Origin of the sequence: Pseudomonas sp. L5B5 (assembly GCF_020520285.1) — a bacterium.
In the GTDB taxonomy this organism is placed as follows: domain Bacteria; phylum Pseudomonadota; class Gammaproteobacteria; order Pseudomonadales; family Pseudomonadaceae; genus Aquipseudomonas.
Genome location: NZ_CP084742.1, coordinates 1,778,247 through 1,794,868 on the forward strand (window position 1 = coordinate 1,778,247; position 16,622 = coordinate 1,794,868).

Annotated in this window: 15 protein-coding genes; 13 read left to right on the forward strand and 2 right to left on the reverse strand. The window is 65.7% G+C overall.

All coding sequences use genetic code 11. The features are described from left to right. Positions 1 to 120 precede the first annotated feature (120 nt). The 8 genes from potA (at position 121) to LGQ10_RS08085 (ending at position 9,490) form a co-directional block, all read left to right on the forward strand. Complete coding sequence (potA, locus tag LGQ10_RS08050; protein WP_226525232.1) at positions 121 to 1,263, forward strand: polyamine ABC transporter ATP-binding protein; 1,143 nt, start codon at positions 121 to 123, stop codon at positions 1,261 to 1,263. 41 nt (positions 1,264 to 1,304) lie between these two features. Continuing rightward, on the forward strand, positions 1,305 to 2,186 hold the full coding sequence (locus LGQ10_RS08055) for an ABC transporter permease subunit (protein ID WP_226526114.1): 882 nt from the start codon (positions 1,305 to 1,307) through the stop codon (positions 2,184 to 2,186). Then, entirely contained in the window at positions 2,183 to 3,079 is an 897-nt protein-coding gene (locus tag LGQ10_RS08060) for an ABC transporter permease subunit (RefSeq protein ID WP_226525233.1), read from the forward strand. The genes LGQ10_RS08055 and LGQ10_RS08060 overlap by 4 nt, the downstream gene beginning before the upstream one ends. Positions 3,080 to 3,139: 60 nt before the next feature. Then, positions 3,140 to 4,252: a polyamine ABC transporter substrate-binding protein gene (locus LGQ10_RS08065; RefSeq protein ID WP_058434823.1), complete on the forward strand. Its 1,113-nt coding sequence runs from the start codon at positions 3,140 to 3,142 to the stop codon at positions 4,250 to 4,252. 375 nt (positions 4,253 to 4,627) lie between these two features. Next, positions 4,628 to 5,152, forward strand: coding sequence for a DUF2867 domain-containing protein (locus tag LGQ10_RS08070; protein ID WP_226525234.1), 525 nt, complete (start codon positions 4,628 to 4,630; stop codon positions 5,150 to 5,152). 24 nt (positions 5,153 to 5,176) lie between these two features. Next, positions 5,177 to 6,346, forward strand: coding sequence for an N-methyl-L-tryptophan oxidase (gene solA / locus LGQ10_RS08075; protein ID WP_226525235.1), 1,170 nt, complete (start codon positions 5,177 to 5,179; stop codon positions 6,344 to 6,346). Positions 6,347 to 6,514: 168 nt separating this feature from the next. Further along, positions 6,515 to 6,955, forward strand: a complete 441-nt coding sequence (locus tag LGQ10_RS08080) for a CBS domain-containing protein (RefSeq protein ID WP_058434820.1) — start codon at positions 6,515 to 6,517, stop codon at positions 6,953 to 6,955. Positions 6,956 to 7,258: 303 nt separating this feature from the next. Then, positions 7,259 to 9,490, forward strand: a complete 2,232-nt coding sequence (locus LGQ10_RS08085) for an LTA synthase family protein (RefSeq protein ID WP_226525236.1) — start codon at positions 7,259 to 7,261, stop codon at positions 9,488 to 9,490. 56 nt (positions 9,491 to 9,546) lie between these two features. On the opposite strand, the gene LGQ10_RS08090 is transcribed toward LGQ10_RS08085, so the two are convergent. Next, positions 9,547 to 10,761, reverse strand: a complete 1,215-nt coding sequence (locus LGQ10_RS08090; protein WP_226525237.1) for an MFS transporter — start codon at positions 10,759 to 10,761, stop codon at positions 9,547 to 9,549. 157 nt (positions 10,762 to 10,918) lie between these two features. Here LGQ10_RS08090 and LGQ10_RS08095 point away from each other — a divergent pair, with 157 nt between their 5' ends. Both LGQ10_RS08095 and LGQ10_RS08100 read left to right on the forward strand, forming a co-directional pair. Continuing rightward, complete coding sequence (locus LGQ10_RS08095; protein WP_226525238.1) at positions 10,919 to 11,881, forward strand: helix-turn-helix transcriptional regulator; 963 nt, start codon at positions 10,919 to 10,921, stop codon at positions 11,879 to 11,881. 70 nt (positions 11,882 to 11,951) lie between these two features. After that, positions 11,952 to 12,791: an NAD-dependent protein deacetylase gene (locus LGQ10_RS08100; RefSeq protein ID WP_226525239.1), complete on the forward strand. Its 840-nt coding sequence runs from the start codon at positions 11,952 to 11,954 to the stop codon at positions 12,789 to 12,791. A 1-nt stretch (position 12,792) separates the two neighbouring features. Here LGQ10_RS08100 and LGQ10_RS08105 read toward each other — a convergent pair whose 3' ends face one another. Then, positions 12,793 to 13,692, reverse strand: coding sequence for a LysR family transcriptional regulator (locus LGQ10_RS08105; protein WP_226525240.1), 900 nt, complete (start codon positions 13,690 to 13,692; stop codon positions 12,793 to 12,795). 202 nt (positions 13,693 to 13,894) lie between these two features. On the opposite strand from LGQ10_RS08105, the gene LGQ10_RS08110 reads away from it, so the two are divergent. Genes LGQ10_RS08110 through LGQ10_RS08120 form a run of 3 tightly spaced genes read left to right on the forward strand, consistent with a single transcriptional unit; the run spans position 13,895 to position 16,479 of the window. Continuing rightward, on the forward strand, positions 13,895 to 14,593 hold the full coding sequence (locus LGQ10_RS08110) for a CoA transferase subunit A (RefSeq protein WP_058434827.1): 699 nt from the start codon (positions 13,895 to 13,897) through the stop codon (positions 14,591 to 14,593). A gap of 36 nt (positions 14,594 to 14,629) precedes the next feature. Next, positions 14,630 to 15,289 (forward strand): CoA transferase subunit B, encoded by a 660-nt coding sequence (locus LGQ10_RS08115; RefSeq protein ID WP_226525241.1) that lies wholly within the window; start codon positions 14,630 to 14,632, stop codon positions 15,287 to 15,289. A gap of 11 nt (positions 15,290 to 15,300) precedes the next feature. Next, on the forward strand, positions 15,301 to 16,479 hold the full coding sequence (locus LGQ10_RS08120) for an acetyl-CoA C-acetyltransferase (RefSeq protein ID WP_226525242.1): 1,179 nt from the start codon (positions 15,301 to 15,303) through the stop codon (positions 16,477 to 16,479). Positions 16,480 to 16,622: the final 143 nt, after the last annotated feature.

Here is a 16,622-nt window from a genome sequence, read left to right on the forward strand (position 1 = left end):
AACAAATAGCGTCAGGCCGCCAGGGAGGCGGCGCCGAATCAGCCCGTCCCCTCGGGCTGGCAATCAACCTTTAGGCCGGGCCGCATTGGCCAGGCTGCTGACACCTGTTGGGAGTTTCACATGGCAAACGCCTCCAGCACTTACCGGAAGGCCCTCGAAGGCACCCCGAGCCCGCAGAAGGTCCTGGTCAAGATCGACCGCGTGACCAAGAAGTTCGATGAAACCGTAGCCGTGGACGATGTGTCCCTGGAGATCCACCAGGGCGAGATCTTTGCCCTGCTGGGCGGCTCCGGCTCCGGTAAATCCACCCTGCTGCGCATGCTCGCCGGTTTCGAGCGGCCCACCGAGGGACGCATCCTGCTGGATGGCGCGGACATCACCGACATGCCGCCCTACGAGCGGCCGATCAACATGATGTTCCAGTCCTATGCCCTGTTCCCGCACATGACCGTGGCCCAGAACATCGCCTTCGGCCTCAAGCAGGACCGCCTGGCGGCCAGCGAGATCGACGCCCGGGTCGAGGAAATGCTCAAGCTGGTGCACATGACCCAGTACGCCAGGCGCAAGCCGCACCAGCTCTCCGGCGGCCAGCGCCAGCGCGTGGCCCTGGCCCGCTCCCTGGCCAAGCGGCCCAAGCTGCTGTTGCTGGACGAACCGATGGGCGCCCTGGACAAGAAGCTGCGCTCACAGATGCAGCTTGAACTGGTGGAGATCATCGAGCGCGTAGGCGTGACCTGCGTGATGGTGACCCACGACCAGGAAGAGGCCATGACCATGGCCCAGCGCATCGCCATCATGCACTTGGGCTGGATCGCCCAGACCGGCAGCCCGATCGATATCTACGAGGCGCCGGTGAGCCGCCTGGTGTGTGAATTCATCGGCAACGTCAACGCCTTCGACGGCACTGTCACCGAAGACCTGGAAGGCTACGCCATCATCGACTGCCCGGACCTTGAGCAGCAGATCTACGTCGGCCACGGGGTCAGCACCTCGGTGCAGGACAAGTCGGTGACCTACGCCATCCGCCCGGAAAAACTCCTGGTGACCACCCTCCAGCCGGAGTCGCGCTACAACTGGTCCAGGGGCAAGGTCCACGACATCGCCTACCTGGGCGGCCACTCGGTGTTCTACGTCGAGCTGCCAGGCGGCAAGATCGTCCAGTCGTTCATGGCCAACGCCGAACGCCGTGGCGCCCGGCCGACCTGGGATGACGAAGTCTACGTCTGGTGGGAAGACGACAGCGGCGTGGTACTGCGCGCATGAGGACCTCGACCATGACCCCCAATCGCAAACGCCTCCGCCTGCTGCCCAGCGGTCGCAAGCTGGTGATCGGCATTCCCTTCCTCTGGCTGTTCCTGTTCTTCATGCTGCCGTTCTTCATGGTGATGAAGATCAGCTTCTCGGAAGCCGCCCTGGCGATCCCGCCCTACACCGAGATCTACGCTTACGCCGAGCAGAAATTCCAACTGCTGCTGAACCTGGGCAACTACGCCATGCTCGCCGGCGACGAGCTGTACCTCTCGGCGTACCTGGGTTCGCTGAAGGTGGCGCTGATCAGCACCCTGCTGTGCCTGGCGGTGGGGTTTCCCATGGCCTATGCCATTTCCCGGGCCCGCAAGGAAACCCAGAACGTGCTGGTGCTGCTGATCATGATGCCGACCTGGACCGCGATCCTGATCCGCGTCTATGCCTGGATGGGCATCCTCAGCAACAACGGCCTGCTCAACAGCTTCCTGATGTGGATCGGGTTGATCAGCCAGCCGCTGGAAATCCTCAACACCAACCTCGCGGTGTACATCGGCGTGGTCTACGCCTACCTGCCGTTCATGGTGCTGCCGCTGTACGCCAACCTGGTCAAGCATGACCAGAGCTTGTTGGAGGCCGCGTCGGACCTGGGCTCGAGCAACTTCAACAACTTCTGGAAAATCACCGTGCCCCTGGCCAAGAACGGCATCATCGCAGGCGCGATGCTGGTGTTCATCCCGGTGGTGGGCGAGTTCGTGATCCCGGAACTGCTGGGCGGTCCGGAAACCCTGATGATCGGCCGCGTGCTATGGCAGGAATTCTTCAACAACCGCGACTGGCCGGTAGCCTCGGCCCTGGCGGTGGTGATGCTGGCGATCCTGATCGTGCCGATCCTGCTGTTCAACCGCAGCCAGGCCAAAGAAATGGAGGCACGGGCATGAAGCGCTTCGAATTTTCCAAACTGATGCTGGTGCTGGGCCTGCTGTTCATCTACCTGCCGATGCTGATCCTGGTGATCTACTCGTTCAACGCCTCGCGGCTGGTGACGGTCTGGGGCGGCTGGTCGATCAGCTGGTATGTCGGGCTGCTGGACAACAGCCAACTGATGGGCTCGGTGCTGCGCTCCCTGGAGATCGCCTGCTACACCGCCATCGCCGCGGTGGCCCTGGGCACCCTGGCGGCCTTCGTGCTGACCCGGGTCACGCGCTTCAAGGGCCGTACCTTGTTCGGCGGCCTGGTCACCGCGCCGCTGGTGATGCCCGAAGTGATCACCGGCCTGTCCTTGCTGCTGCTGTTCGTGGCCATGGCGCAGTTGATCGGCTGGCCCATGGAACGCGGAATCGTCACCATCTGGATTGCCCACACGACATTCTGCGCCGCGTATGTTGCCGTGGTAGTCTCCGCGCGCCTGCGTGAGCTGGACCTGTCCATCGAAGAGGCGGCCATGGACCTCGGAGCGCGGCCATTCAAGGTGTTCTTCCTGATTACCATCCCGATGATCGCCCCGTCCCTGGCGGCGGGCGGCATGATGTCGTTCGCCCTGTCGCTGGACGACCTGGTGCTGGCCAGCTTCGTCTCCGGCCCGGGTTCGACCACCTTGCCGATGGAGGTGTTCTCGGCGGTGCGCCTGGGGGTCAAGCCGGAGATCAACGCGGTGGCCAGCCTGATCCTGCTGGCGGTGTCGCTGGTGACGTTCCTGGTCTGGTACTTCAGCCGGCGCGCCGAGGCCGCACGCAAGCGGGCGATCCAGGAGGCCATGGAATTCACGGCCAATGAATCCTGGCAGCCACCGGCCGCCAGGCCACAGACGACCCGGAAGCCGGCGACGGTTTGAGCCGTTGCGTGACAAGGCCGCTGCGGCGGCCGTTTTGACAATAAGAATGGAGTTGTCGTGATGAAAATGCCTGGCCGGATACTGTCCGCCAAAACGCTGCTGGCACTGTCCTTGACGGGGACCCTGGTGGCCGGCGCTCAAGCCAGCGACAAGGTGCTGCGCGTCTACAACTGGTCGGACTACATCGCCCCGGACACCCTGAAGAAGTTCGAGGCCGAGACCGGCATCCACGTGACCTACGACGTCTTCGACAGCAACGAGACCCTGGAAGCACGCCTACTGACCGGCAAGTCGGGTTACGACATCGTGGTGCCGTCCAACAGCTTCCTGGCCAAGCAGATCAAGGCCGGGGTCTATCAGGAACTGGACAAGTCCAAGCTGCCCAACTGGCAGAACCTCAACCCGGTGCTGCTCAAGAACGCCTCCGCCAGCGACCCCGGCAACGCCCATGCCTTCCCCTACATGTGGGGCTCGATCGGCATCGGCTACAACCCGGACAAGGTCAAGGCAGCCCTGGGCAGCGACGCGCCCATCAACTCCTGGGACCTGCTGTTCAAGCCGGAGAATGCCGAGAAGCTCAAGGCCTGTGGCATCAGCTTCCTCGACTCGCCGACCGAGATGCTCCCGGCCGCCCTGCACTACCTGGGGTATCCGGCGGCCAGCAAGGACAAGGCGCAGATCCTCGAGGCCGAGGCGCTGTTCATGAAGATTCGCCCATGGGTGACCTACTTCCACTCCTCCAAGTACATCTCGGACCTGGCCAACGGCAACATCTGCGTGGCCGTGGGTTACTCCGGCGACGTGCTGCAGGCTCGCGCGCGCGCCGAAGAAGCGGGCAACCAGGAGAAGGTCGCGTTCAGCATTCCCAAGGAAGGCGCCGGCAGCTTCTACGACATGATGGCCATCCCCAAGGATGCCACCAACGTCGACAACGCCTACCTGTTCATGAACTTCCTGATGCGTGCGGACATCATCGCCGAGGTCACCAACAGCCTGGGCTACAGCAATGCCAACTCGGCGGCCACGCCGCTGGTGGACGAGGCAATCCGCAACGACCCGGCGTCCTATCCGCCCCAGGCAGTGCTGGCCACCCTGTACGCGATACCCGACCAGCCGATCCCGATCCAGCGCGTGATGAACCGTGGCTGGACCCGGATCAAGCTGGGCAAGTGATGTTCCGGTGCCCGTGTCCGGCACCGGCGCCACTCCCGTCTTCCGTTCCTGTCGCGCCTTACCACCGCGACAATCCTGCGAACGGCTTCACCCGGCTCCCTCGGTTGGGGTGAATCCTTGGCGCCTGCGGGCGCCTTTTTTCATGGCGCCTGCCACCCCCTGCCGCAGAGTTTGTTGGGCTATGGATTCGCTGGTGGGTGCAGTGGAGCCTCGCTTCGTATAGCCGCTGCCGCAGGCTGCGCACGGGCGCGCAGCGTCCGCCTGAAGGCCCTGCGGGCCTTGTCGCAGCCTCGCAAGCTCGGCAGCGGCTACAGCACAATGGTATTTTTCGTCATGCCCCATGGGGGCCGCCATTTACTACAGGGAACCGTATCGATGCAGACCGCCGTCCAGCCTTGTCCACTGCCCAGCCAGTCCAGCATTGCCAACCTGGCCGCCGGGGCGAGCTTCATCGATTGCCGCCTGGTCCTGGCCGAGGACCCCGAGCGCAGCGCCATGCGCCACCTGCTGTGCCTGATGAGCCAGACCCCGGCCTGGATCGACCGCATGATGGGCCTGCGCAATCGCGTGGTGCAGCTGTTCGGGCTCAAGGACCTGGGCCGCCTGACCCGCATCGACCTGTCCCGTCCCGACGAGGCGTACCAGCCCGGCGACCGGATCGGCATCTTCACCCTGATCTCGCAGAATCCCGACGAGGTGCTGGTGGTGGACCGCGACAAGCACCTGGACGTGCACCTGTCGCTCAATCGCCTGGCGCTGGACGCCCAGGGCCGGCGCCCGGTAGTGCTGTCCACCGTGGTCCACCCGCACAACCGCCTGGGGCGCCTGTACATGCTGCCGGTGGCCCCCTTCCACCGGATCATCGCGCCCATGACCCTGGCCACCATCAATCAACACTGAGCCTACCAGCCCAAGGATCTTGCCGTGCACACAGCCGATTTCGATGTTGTCGTCGTAGGCCTGGGCGCCATGGGCGCCGCTACCCTCTACCAACTGGCCAAGCGTGGGGTGAAGGTGGCGGGCATCGACCGCTTCGCCCCGCCCCACGACCAGGGCTCCAGCCACGGCGATACCCGTATCACCCGCCAGGCGGTGGGCGAAGGCGCCGCCTATGTGCCTTTGGCGATCCGCTCGCAGCAGATCTGGCGGGAGCTGGAGGCCGAGCTCGACGTACAGCTGTTCGAGCAGTGCGGGGTGCTGGTGATGACCGCCAGCACCGACCCGCAGCGCCCGGCGGATGCCCGGGATTTCACCGATAACAGCATCGAGCTGGCCCGGCGCTACGGCATCGAGCACGAGGTGCTGGAGGCTGCCGAGATCCGTCGGCGCTTCCCGCAGTTCACACCGCTGGACGACAGCGCCCGGGGCTACTTCGAGCCCGGCGGTGGCTTTGTCCGCCCGGAGCGCTGCATCGACGCGCAACTGACCCGGGCTCGACAATTGGGGGCGACCCTGATCACCGGCCAGACGGTGCTGGAGCTCGAACCCCAGGACGACGGAGTGCACATCGTCAGCGACGGCTCGCGACTGCTTGCCCGGCAGGTCATCGTCAGCGCCGGCATGTGGTCGGCGCAACTGCTGGGTGCGCCCTTCGATTCGCTGCTGCAAGTGTGCCGCCAGCAGTTGTACTGGTTCCGCCTGGATCAGCCCGACCTCTACCCGGTCCGCTCCCCGAGCTTCATCCTCCACAGCGCCGACGAAGTGGACGCCTGCTACGGCTTCCCGCCGATTCCCGGCGAGGGCAGCGTGAAGATCGCCACCGAGCAGTACAGCACCAGCAGCCAGCCCGACAGCCTCGACCGCCAGCCCAGCAGCGCCGACGCCCAGCGCCTGTTCCGCGACCTGGTAGCGCCGCATATCGCCGGCCTGGCGCCGGAGCTGGTGAAGGCCAGCGTCTGCGCCTACACCGTGACCCCGGACTCGGGCTTCATCATCGACCGCCACCCGCACCTGGCCAATGTCACCGTGGTCAGCGCCTGCTCCGGCCATGGTTTCAAGCATTCGGCAGCGATTGGCGAAGCCCTGGCCCAACAGCACGTGGATGGCAGCAGCACATTGGATCTGGACAGTTTCTCCCTGCAGCGCTTCACCTGATGCCGGGGGCCCCTTTTACCGGGCCCGGGCCAAAAAAATCGCCAGGGTGACGTTTTTCGCCGTTTATCTGCCGTTTTCAGCCTTGCCGGCCAGCCCAGTCTCTACGATTCTGTAGAAACCCACCCAGGGCGGCCGGCGCCGCCCACGCAGAACAACCGGAGCGCCCCAATGAAGAGCGTCGCAGAACTGCTGAAACTCAAGGCCAAGCACAACCAGCAGGTGCACACCATCGCCCCGCACCAGATGGTGCTGGAAGCGCTGATGGTGATGGCCGAGAAAAACGTCGGTGCTCTGCCGGTCGTGGAGAACGGCGTGGTCGTCGGGGTCATCAGCGAGCGCGACTATGCGCGCAAGCTGGTGTTGCACGGGCGCTCTTCAGTGGGCACCCCGGTGAGCGCCATCATGAGCTCGCCGGTGATCACCGTGGACTCGCACCAGAACGTCGAGACCTGCATGAGCATCATGACCGACAGCCACCTGCGCCACCTGCCGGTGGTCGAGAACGGCCAGTTGCTGGGACTGCTGTCCATCGGTGACCTGGTCAAGGAAGCGATTGCCGAGCAGGCCGACCTGATTCGCCAGCTGGAGCAGTACATCCGCGGCGAATGATCCCCCCGGGAGCCGGACCACCGGCTCCCGGGTGCGAATTGCTGCCTGGCGGGCGGGCCTCCCGGTCTCGCGGGTCGCTAGCGCGCTTCACTGAACACACTTTTTAACACTCTGAAATAGTAAATCTCGCCCCTCTCACCATTCCCTGCATGTGTCCCAAGTGCCCGGACCAGGGCTGCAAAGCCCCACGGCCAGGCAACGGAGCGCCTCGTGGCCAGCCCCGGGCCACCCTCGCGTTGCCAATTTATGAAATGACATGCCGTCGGGTCTTGTTACCATTGCGCACATTTGCGTGAAGATTTGATGACAGGCAGGTTATTTGTGAAGTTGATCCGTCGTTGCCTCCAACACCCCCTTGCCCCTCTCTGCACCCTGTTCGGCCTGCTGTTGCTGGTGCCGATGGGCGCTCGCCTGGCCCTGGGCTGGTCCAATCCGCTGGGCTACCTCTCGGACCTGGCCAGCGCCAGCCTGCTGACCGTGCTGCTGTACCGCCGCCCCTGGTGGCTGGCCTTGCCGGTGCTGCTGGTATGGGGCCTGCTGACCCAGGTCAGTGCCGAACTGGTGAGCGCCGTGGGTCGCATGCCCAACCTCGCTGACCTGCATTACCTGGTGGACCCGCAATTCGTCGGCAACTCCACCGGCGGCGGCCTGACCCACCCCGAACTGGGCGTGGTCCTGCTGCTGGGGCTGGTGCTGTGGCTGGTGGTGCAGCGCAGCAGCCGGGGCCTGTCGCTGCCGGCCCTGCCACGCCATGCCTGGAGCTTGCCGGTGGTGCTGTTGCTGGCCCATGGCGGCGCCCAGTACCTCAAGCCCAGCGAAGCCGATCAGTGGCAGCTGTTCAACCTGCCCCACCAGGCACTGGCCACCGCCATGGGCCAGGCGCAGATCCGCATGGAAGACTGGCTCGACGGCGATACCGTCGACGTGCCGCCGCAGATGGCCGGCCTCACCCGCCTGGACCTCGAGGGCCAACCGTTGCTGCCCAGCGCCGGTCGCGCCCGCAACGTGCTGGTGATTGCCCTGGAGGGCATTCCCGGCGCCTATATCAAGACCAACCGCGAAGCCCTGAACAGCCACTACCAGGAAGACCTGATGCCCAAGCTCAGCGCCTGGGCCGAACGCGGCATGAACACCCCCGACTACGTGCTGCACAGCCACCAGACCATTCGCGGCCTGTACGCCATGCTCTGTGGCGACTACGACAAGCTGGACAACGGCACCCCCAAGGGCGTCGAGATGCTGACCCAGAACCAGCGCAACAAGGCCTGCCTGCCAGCGCAGATGCACAAGTTCGGCTTCGCCACGCATTACCTGCAAGGCGCCGGCCTGCGCTTCATGGCCAAAGACAAGATCATGCCGCACATCGGCTTCGATTCGACCCATGGCCTGGAATGGTTCAAGAACGACAACTACTTGGAATTCCCCTGGGGCAAGGATGACAAGGCGTTCTTCGAGGGCGCCCTGGGCTACGTCGACCAGCTGAAAAAGAGCAAGAAGCCCTGGATGCTCACCCTGCTCACCGTCGGCACCCACCAGCCCTACTCGGCCCCCGAGGACTACCTGGAGCGCTACGACACGCCCAAGCAAGCGGCGGTCGGCTACCTGGACGACGCCATCGGCCAGTTCCTCGACGGCCTGGAGCGCAAGGGCGTGCTCAAGGACACCCTGGTGATCATCACTTCCGACGAATCCCATGGCATCGACGGTGTGCGCCTGGCCTCGTCCTGGGGCTTCAACCTGATGCTGGCCCCGGACCAGGCGCTGCTGCCCCACCTCAAGTCCGGCACCTACGGCCATGTCGATCTCAGCGCCTCGATACTGGACTACTTCGGCCTGCCGGTGCCCGCCAGCCTCAGCGGCCGCTCGCTGTTGCGCGACTATGCCCAGGGCCGGGAAATCATGTCCTACACCAACGGCAAGCTGCGCTACCACGATGGCCAGGGCACCTTCACCGAGTGCGATTTCCAGCAGCGCTGCCGCAACTACGCCAGCCAGGGCTTCATTGCCGACAGCGCCAGCTTCCAGGGCCAGTACGGCGGCCAGCGGGCGCGGCTGGTCAGCGCCCGGGCAGCGAACCTGGACCGCAGCCTGCTGCAATCACCGCTGAACCAGCACTACCAGTTCGGCAGCCCGGCGATCATCCCGCTGCAAGCGCAGATCAAGGATGACTGGGCCGACAACCTGATCGGCGCCCAGTACCTGGAGATGCCCAAGGGCTCGCAGACCCGGGTGCGCTTCACCGTGCGCTCCGCCGATCCGCAGCAGAACGCCTACATCCTGCTCAAGGGCAAGGAACTGGAGCAGGACGTGCCCCTGGGCCTGCCGGCAGAAATGCTGGTGACCCCGGACCAACCCCTGCAGATGGATTTCAGCTTCGACAACCCGCAGACCCGCAAGGCGTTCTCCTTCCACCTGCTGGGCTACGGCCTGGGTGCGGTGGAAGTCAGCGACTTCAGCGTGATCACCGAGCTGCCGGGCCAGGACGACAACCCGGTGGAAATGCCCCTGGACGACGACAGCGAACATTCCAGCTGACAGCCCCTGCCCAACCTGAAGTACCGCTTCAGGTTGGGCACAGCGTCCCCTTCTGCTCAATCCACTCTGGCCGGCATACCGCAACCCCTGGCTGCGCGCCGGCGAACCCAGCCCAACCGCAGGCTGAACCCCGCGCCCAACAGCAGCACAGCGATCAACGACAGCCAGGCACTGGCGAAGCCACCCTGTGCCTGCTCAAGCAGGCCGAACAGCAGCGGCCCCAGGGCGAACCCCAGGAAAAAACCCGCCGACAGCAGACCCGAAGCCGGTGCAGGGCTGCCGAACGCCGGGTCTCGCAGCAGCATGCTCATGGCGATGGCATTGCACGCCACCGCCGTCAGGCCCATGCCCAGCGCGCCGAACCACAGGGGCCAGTGGGCCTCGGGCGTGGCCTGGGCGGTCACCCCCAGGGCCAGGCTGGCCAGCACCAGCAAACCGCACAGCAGCCAGGCTTCCTCCCGCAGCCGCGCTCCCAGGGGGGTCAACAGGGTACGGGCAACCATGCCCATGGCACCGAAGCCTGCGACCATGGCCCCGGTCTGCACGCTGGAAACGCCCTGGCGAACGGCGAAAACCCCGAGGAAGGTCACGAAGGCCGAAAGCACCAGGCCCACGCACAGTTGCACGCTCAATAGCAGCGCCAGGCGCGAGTTCGGCCGGGCGATCCGCAGGCTCAAGGCCTTGCACGGGGTCGCTGTGGGTGCCACTCGCGGCCCCCACAGCGCCAAGGCCAGGGCCGGCACCAGCAGGGTGGCCAGCGCACCGCGCCAACCTAGGGCGGCAGCCAGGGGCGGCAGCAACAGGCCGCTGAACAACGCGGACAACTGCACCCCTGACTGCTTGAGACCGACCACCGCCGGTTTGCTGGCCGGCTCGACACACTCCAGCACCAGCAGGTTGGTGACCGGGTTGGCCAGCGCCTGGGCCACCCCGCACACCGCCAGGGCCAGTATCACCCCGGCAACACCCGGCAGGCACAGCAGCAGGCCGTAGCCCGCCAGGGTCGCCCAGAACAGCAGGGCCAGGGCGCGCCGACTGCCCAGCGCGTTCACCAACGGACCTGCCCACAACGACAGCAACGCGGCCAGGCCAAAGGCACTCATCACCAGCCACCCCAGCCCATGCGGCGCCACGGCCAGGTCACTGATCAGCAGCGGCCCCAGGGTGCCGATGGCGTAGAAGATCAGCATCGGCAGGGCCATGGCGCTGACCAGCACCGTGCGCAGCCAGAAACGCCGCGCGCGGCTGCCGTTGACGTGCTGTTGATTCATGGTGCCCCCTCGGCAACAGGTACGCCGTCGGGCGACGGTGATCCTCCTGGCCCGGGCAACAGGTTACTTGCAGGAAAGAATGCTTATCATGTGCGTTCGCATGGCATCCGGATCCATTCCCATGCGAAACGCAGCCACCCTGCCCAGGAGCCCGAACATGGCCGCCTCTCCCAAGCGCTCCCAAGCGTACCGGCTGACCGCCAGCCAGCCGCGCCAGCTCAGCCAGTTGCCGGGCGGCTGGTTGCGCCAGCAACTGCCACCCATCCTGGGCGACTGCCATGTCGATACCCTGTGCCTGGATCAGGACCTGACCCTGGTGCGCTCGCGCTATCGTCCCGACCGGCCCCTGGTGGAAGAAGCCCGGAGCAGCCATGAAGGCCGCTTGCTGGTCATTACCCTGGGCCTGCAAGGCCGCTCCGGCTACCGCGCCAGCGACGGCTCGACCCTGGTGTTCGAGGCCGGCCACACCACCGTGACCAGCTTCCAGGCCAGCCAGGGTGAGCGCCGCTACGAGGCGACGCACCCCGTCTCGCAACTGCGCCTGCTGGTGGGCGAGCGCCTGCTCGACCGATACCTGGGGCCGGACCGGACCTGGCAATTGCTGGGCCAGGGTTCCCTGCGCCAACTGGCCCGGCAGCCGACCTGCCTAGCCAGTGCCAGCCACGCCAATGCCCTGCTGCGCCCGGCCTGCGGGGAGCATTCGGGAAAACTGGAGCGGCATGTCCATGCCCTGAGCCTGCTGTCCCTGCAACTGCAGGCCCTGGCCCCCGCGCCCGCGGCTATGGGGCGCCTGAGCAACGCCGACATCCAGCGGTTGCAGCGCGTGCGGGACATCATGTTCGAACAGATGCACCAGCCGCTCACCGTGGCCTACCTGTGCATCGCCGTCGGCCTCAACGAGTTCAAGCTCAAGCAGGGCCTGCGCGAACACTACAACACCACCCCCCAGCGCATGCTCCTGGAGATCCGCATGGGCCACGCCCACCGTCTGCTGGAAAGCGGTTGCCAGGTGGCCCAGGCAGCGTATCGGGTGGGCTACCGTTTTCCCGGCAATTTCAGCGCGGCCTTTACCCGGTTCTATGGCAAGTCGCCCAAATCGGTCTTCGGCCCAAGGCGCTGAGCACTGGCACGCTTCGGCTTTTACGGCTATGTCTGGTAAGCCGCCCCGCCACCGCAAACGAGCACTGCCGATGATCGACCCCACTGCCCCACCCCTGGAACAACTCGCCGCCGCCATGGCCACCCGGCCTTTCATGGTCCTCACCGGTGCGGGCATCAGCACCCCTTCGGGAATCCCCGACTACCGCGACAGCGAGGGCGTGCGCCGTGGCCGCCAGCCGATGATGTACCAGGAGTTCCTCGGCCAGCCCGAAGCCCGTCGGCGCTACTGGGCCCGGGCCATGCTCGGCTGGCCGCGCATCCGCCAGGCCCGGCCGAATGCCGCGCACCAGGCCCTGGCGCAGTTGCAGGCGGCAGGAAAGATCGCCGGGGTGATCACCCAGAACGTCGATGCCCTGCATGACGAGGCCGGCAGCCTGGAAGTCATCGAGCTCCACGGCAGCCTGCAGCGCGTCGTGTGCCTGGATTGTGAGCAGCGCAGCCAGCGCGAAGCCATCCAGCAGCAGCTGGAGGCGCACAACCCGTACCTGGCCGGCGTCGATGCGGTGCAGGCGCCGGACGGCGACACCCTGCTGGACCCGGCCTTCGAAGAACGCTTCCAGGTGCCCCGCTGCCCCTACTGCAATGGCCAGCGCTTGAAACCCGACGTGGTGTTCTTTGGCGAGAATGTGGCCGCGGTCAACGCCGCCCGGGCCATGGCCGCCGTGCACGAGGCCGCGGGCCTGCTGGTGGTGGGGTCGTCACTGATGGCCTATTCGGCGTTTCGCCTGTGCCGGGCGGTGGCCGAGCAAGGCAAGCCGCTGCTGGCCGTCAACTTCGGCAAGACCCGCGCCGACGAACTGCTGGACCTCAAGCTGGAGCAGCCCTGCGACCACGTCCTGCCATGGCTGGCCGAGCGCCTGCAAGGATGAGTCAAACGGGCAGCCGCGCGCCCAGATCGGCTTCGCGCAAGATGTCGAACAGCGCCTGGGCCGCCGTGGACAGCTCATCGCCCGGCTTGGTCAGCACACCAATGGCGCGCTCCACCACCGGCTCGCCAAGGGTGATGCAATGCCCACCCAGTTCGCGCATCTGCCCCGCGCACAAGGCCGGCACCGCACTGACCCCAAGGCCGCTGGCGACCATGCGTCCCACGGTCGCCAGCTGATGGCTCTCGAACTCCACCGGCAGTTGCACGCCCCGGGCCCGCAGGTGCTCCTCGAGCATGACCCGCACCGTGGACGGGCGCTGCAGGGTGATGAAGGGCTGCTGCAACAGCGCTTGCCAGTCGATCTCGCTGCACTGGGCCAGGGGCGACTCCTTGGGTACCACCGCGACAAAACGGTCGATGTACAGCGCGGTGAACACCAGGGAGGTGCTGTCCTGGGGCTCGAAGGCCACCCCCAGCTCCACCTCGCGGTCGCGGACCATCTCCAGCACCTGTTCGTTGATCACGTCGTTGACCGTGACATTGACCTGCGGATACCGGGCGCGAAACTGCTTGAGGATCGGCGGCAGCAGGTTGCCGGCAAAGGACGGCATGGCCGCCAGGGTCACCCGCCCGCGTTGCAGGGTGAAGCGCTGGCGCAATTCATCCTCGGCATTGTCCCAGTCAGCGATCAGGCGCCGGGCCAGGGGCAGCAGGGCCTCGCCTTCAGGCGTCAGGGCCACGTTGCGCGTATTGCGCGTGAACAGGCGCCCGCCCAGGCCCTCTTCCAGGGCCTTGATCGTCAAGCTCAGCGCCGACTGCGAAAGATGCAGGCGCTCACAGGCCAACGCAAAACTCATGCTGTGGGCCACCGCCAGGAACGCGCGTATCTGTTTGACTGTCATCTGTCATCCTCGGGAGAGCAGCGGCAAGCTATAAGCCGCAAGCTTGGAGCTTGGAGCTTGGAGCTTGGAGCTTGGAGCTCATTATGCTGTTTTTCCAATCAATCAACCTTAAAAATCAACTTAACAAATCAATCGTGCAACGCAACACTGATTCCACCAACGGCTGGCCAGCCGCCAACGAACAAGAAAGAGGATGGTGCATATGGCAGGTTTCGATAAGCGCGTGGCGTCCTACGAGGAAGCCCTGGAAGGTCTGCAGGACGGCATGACCGTAATCGCCGGAGGCTTCGGCCTGTGCGGCATTCCCGAGAACCTGATCGCCGAGATCAAGCGCCGGGGCACCCGCGACCTGACCGTGGTCTCCAACAACTGCGGCGTCGACGGTTTCGGCCTGGGCGTGCTCCTGGAAGACCGCCAGATCAGCAAGGTGGTCGCCTCCTACGTGGGCGAGAACGCCTTGTTCGAGAAGCAACTGCTCAGCGGCGAGATCGAAGTGGTGCTGACGCCCCAGGGCACCCTGGCGGAAAAAATGCGTGCCGGCGGCGCCGGTATCCCGGCCTTCTTCACCGCCACGGGCGTCGGCACCCCGGTGGCCGATGGCAAGGAAACCCGCGATTTCCACGGCCGCACCTACCTGATGGAAGAATCCATCACCGGCGACTTCGCCATCGTCAAGGGCTGGAAGGCCGACCACTTCGGCAACGTGGTCTATCGCCACACCGCGCAGAACTTCAACCCCCTGGCGGCCACCGCCGGCAAGATCACCGTGGTCGAAGTGGAAGAAATCGTCGAGCCGGGCGAGCTGGACCCGACGCAGATCCACACCCCTGGCATCTACGTCGACCGGGTTATCTGCGGCACCTTCGAGAAGCGCATCGAACAGCGCACCGTGCGCAAGTGATCGCCCTTCCCCAGCCCGACTAAAAGGACAACAAACATGGCTCTTACCCGCGAACAAATGGCTCAGCGCGTCGCCCGTGAACTGCAGGACGGCTTCTACGTCAACCTGGGCATCGGTATCCCGACCCTGGTGGCCAACTACATCCCCGACGGCATGGAAGTCATGCTGCAATCGGAAAACGGCCTCCTGGGCATGGGCGCCTTCCCCACCGAGGACGAAGTCGACGCCGACATGATCAACGCCGGCAAACAGACCGTGACCGCACGCATCGGCGCCTCGATCTTCTCCTCCGCCGAATCCTTCGCGATGATTCGCGGCGGCCATATCGACCTCACCGTGCTCGGCGCCTTCGAGGTGGACGTGCAGGGCAACATCGCCTCCTGGATGATCCCCGGCAAGCTGGTCAAGGGCATGGGCGGCGCCATGGACCTGGTAGCCGGTGCCGACAACATCATCGTCACCATGACCCACGCCTCCAAGGACGGTGAGTCCAAGCTGCTGAGCCGCTGCAGCCTGCCGCTGACCGGCGCGCAGTGCATCAAGCGCGTGCTCACGGACCTGGCCTACCTGGAGATCGAGAACGGCGCCTTCATCCTCAAGGAACGCGCCCCCGGGGTCAGCGTCGAGGAAATCGTCAGCAAGACCGCCGGCAAGCTGATCGTGCCGGACCACGTCCCTGAAATGCAGTTCGCCTGAGGAGCCCCACCATGCAAGACGTCGTCATCGTTGCCGCCACCCGCACCGCCGTGGGTACGTTCCAGGGCTCGCTCGCGGCCATTCCCGCCGTCGACCTGGGCGCCGCCGTCATCCGCCAGCTGCTGGCCCAGACCGGCATCGACCCGGCCCAGGTCGACGAAGTGATCATGGGCCAGGTGCTCACCGCCGGCGCCGGACAGAACCCCGCCCGCCAGGCCGCGATCAAGGCCGGCCTGCCCCACGCCGTGCCCGCCATGACCCTGAACAAAGTCTGCGGCTCGGGCCTCAAGGCCCTGCACCTGGGCGCCCAGGCCATCCGCTGCGGCGACGCCGAGGTGATCATCGCCGGCGGCCAGGAAAACATGAGCCTGGCCAACTACGTGCTCCCCGGCGCCCGCACCGGCCTGCGCATGGGCCACAGCCAGATGATCGACTCCATGATCAGCGACGGCCTGTGGGATGCCTTCAACGACTACCACATGGGCATCACCGCCGAGAACCTGGTGGACAAGTACGGCATCACTCGTGAAGCCCAGGACGCCTTCGCCGCCGCTTCCCAGCAGAAAGCCGCAGCCGCCATCGAGGCCGGGCGCTTTGTCGACGAGATCACCCCGATCCAGATTCCCCAGCGCAAGGGCGAGCCCGTCACCTTCGCCACCGACGAACAACCCCGTCCCGGCACCACCGCCGAGGCCCTGGCCAAGCTCAAGCCGGCGTTCAAGAAAGACGGCAGCGTCACCGCCGGCAACGCCTCGGCGCTGAACGACGGCGCCGCCGCCGTGATGCTGATGAGCGCCACCAAGGCCCGGGCCCTGGGCCTGCCGGTACTGGCCAGAATCGCCGCCTACGCCAACGCCGGCGTCGACCCGGCGATCATGGGCATCGGCCCGGTCTCGGCCACCCGTCGCTGCCTGGAAAAGGCCGGCTGGAACCTGGATCAACTGGACCTGATCGAAGCTAACGAAGCCTTCGCCGCGCAGTCGCTATCGGTGGCCAAGGAGCTTGCATGGGACGCGAGCAAGGTCAACGTCAACGGCGGCGCCATCGCCATCGGCCACCCGATCGGTGCGTCGGGCTGCCGGGTGCTGGTGACCCTGCTGCATGAAATGATCAAGCGCGATGCCCACAAGGGCCTGGCGACCCTGTGCATCGGTGGCGGCCAGGGCGTGGCCCTGGCGATCGAGCGCTAGGGTTTCCTCTGTGGCGAGGGAGCTTGCTCCCGCTGGAAGGCGCAGCCTTCCCAAACACTGAATTCGCGTCTCATCCGGCGTGTCGCGCATTCAGCTGTTGCGGCCGCTACGCGACCGAGCGGGAGCAAGCTCCCTCGCCACAC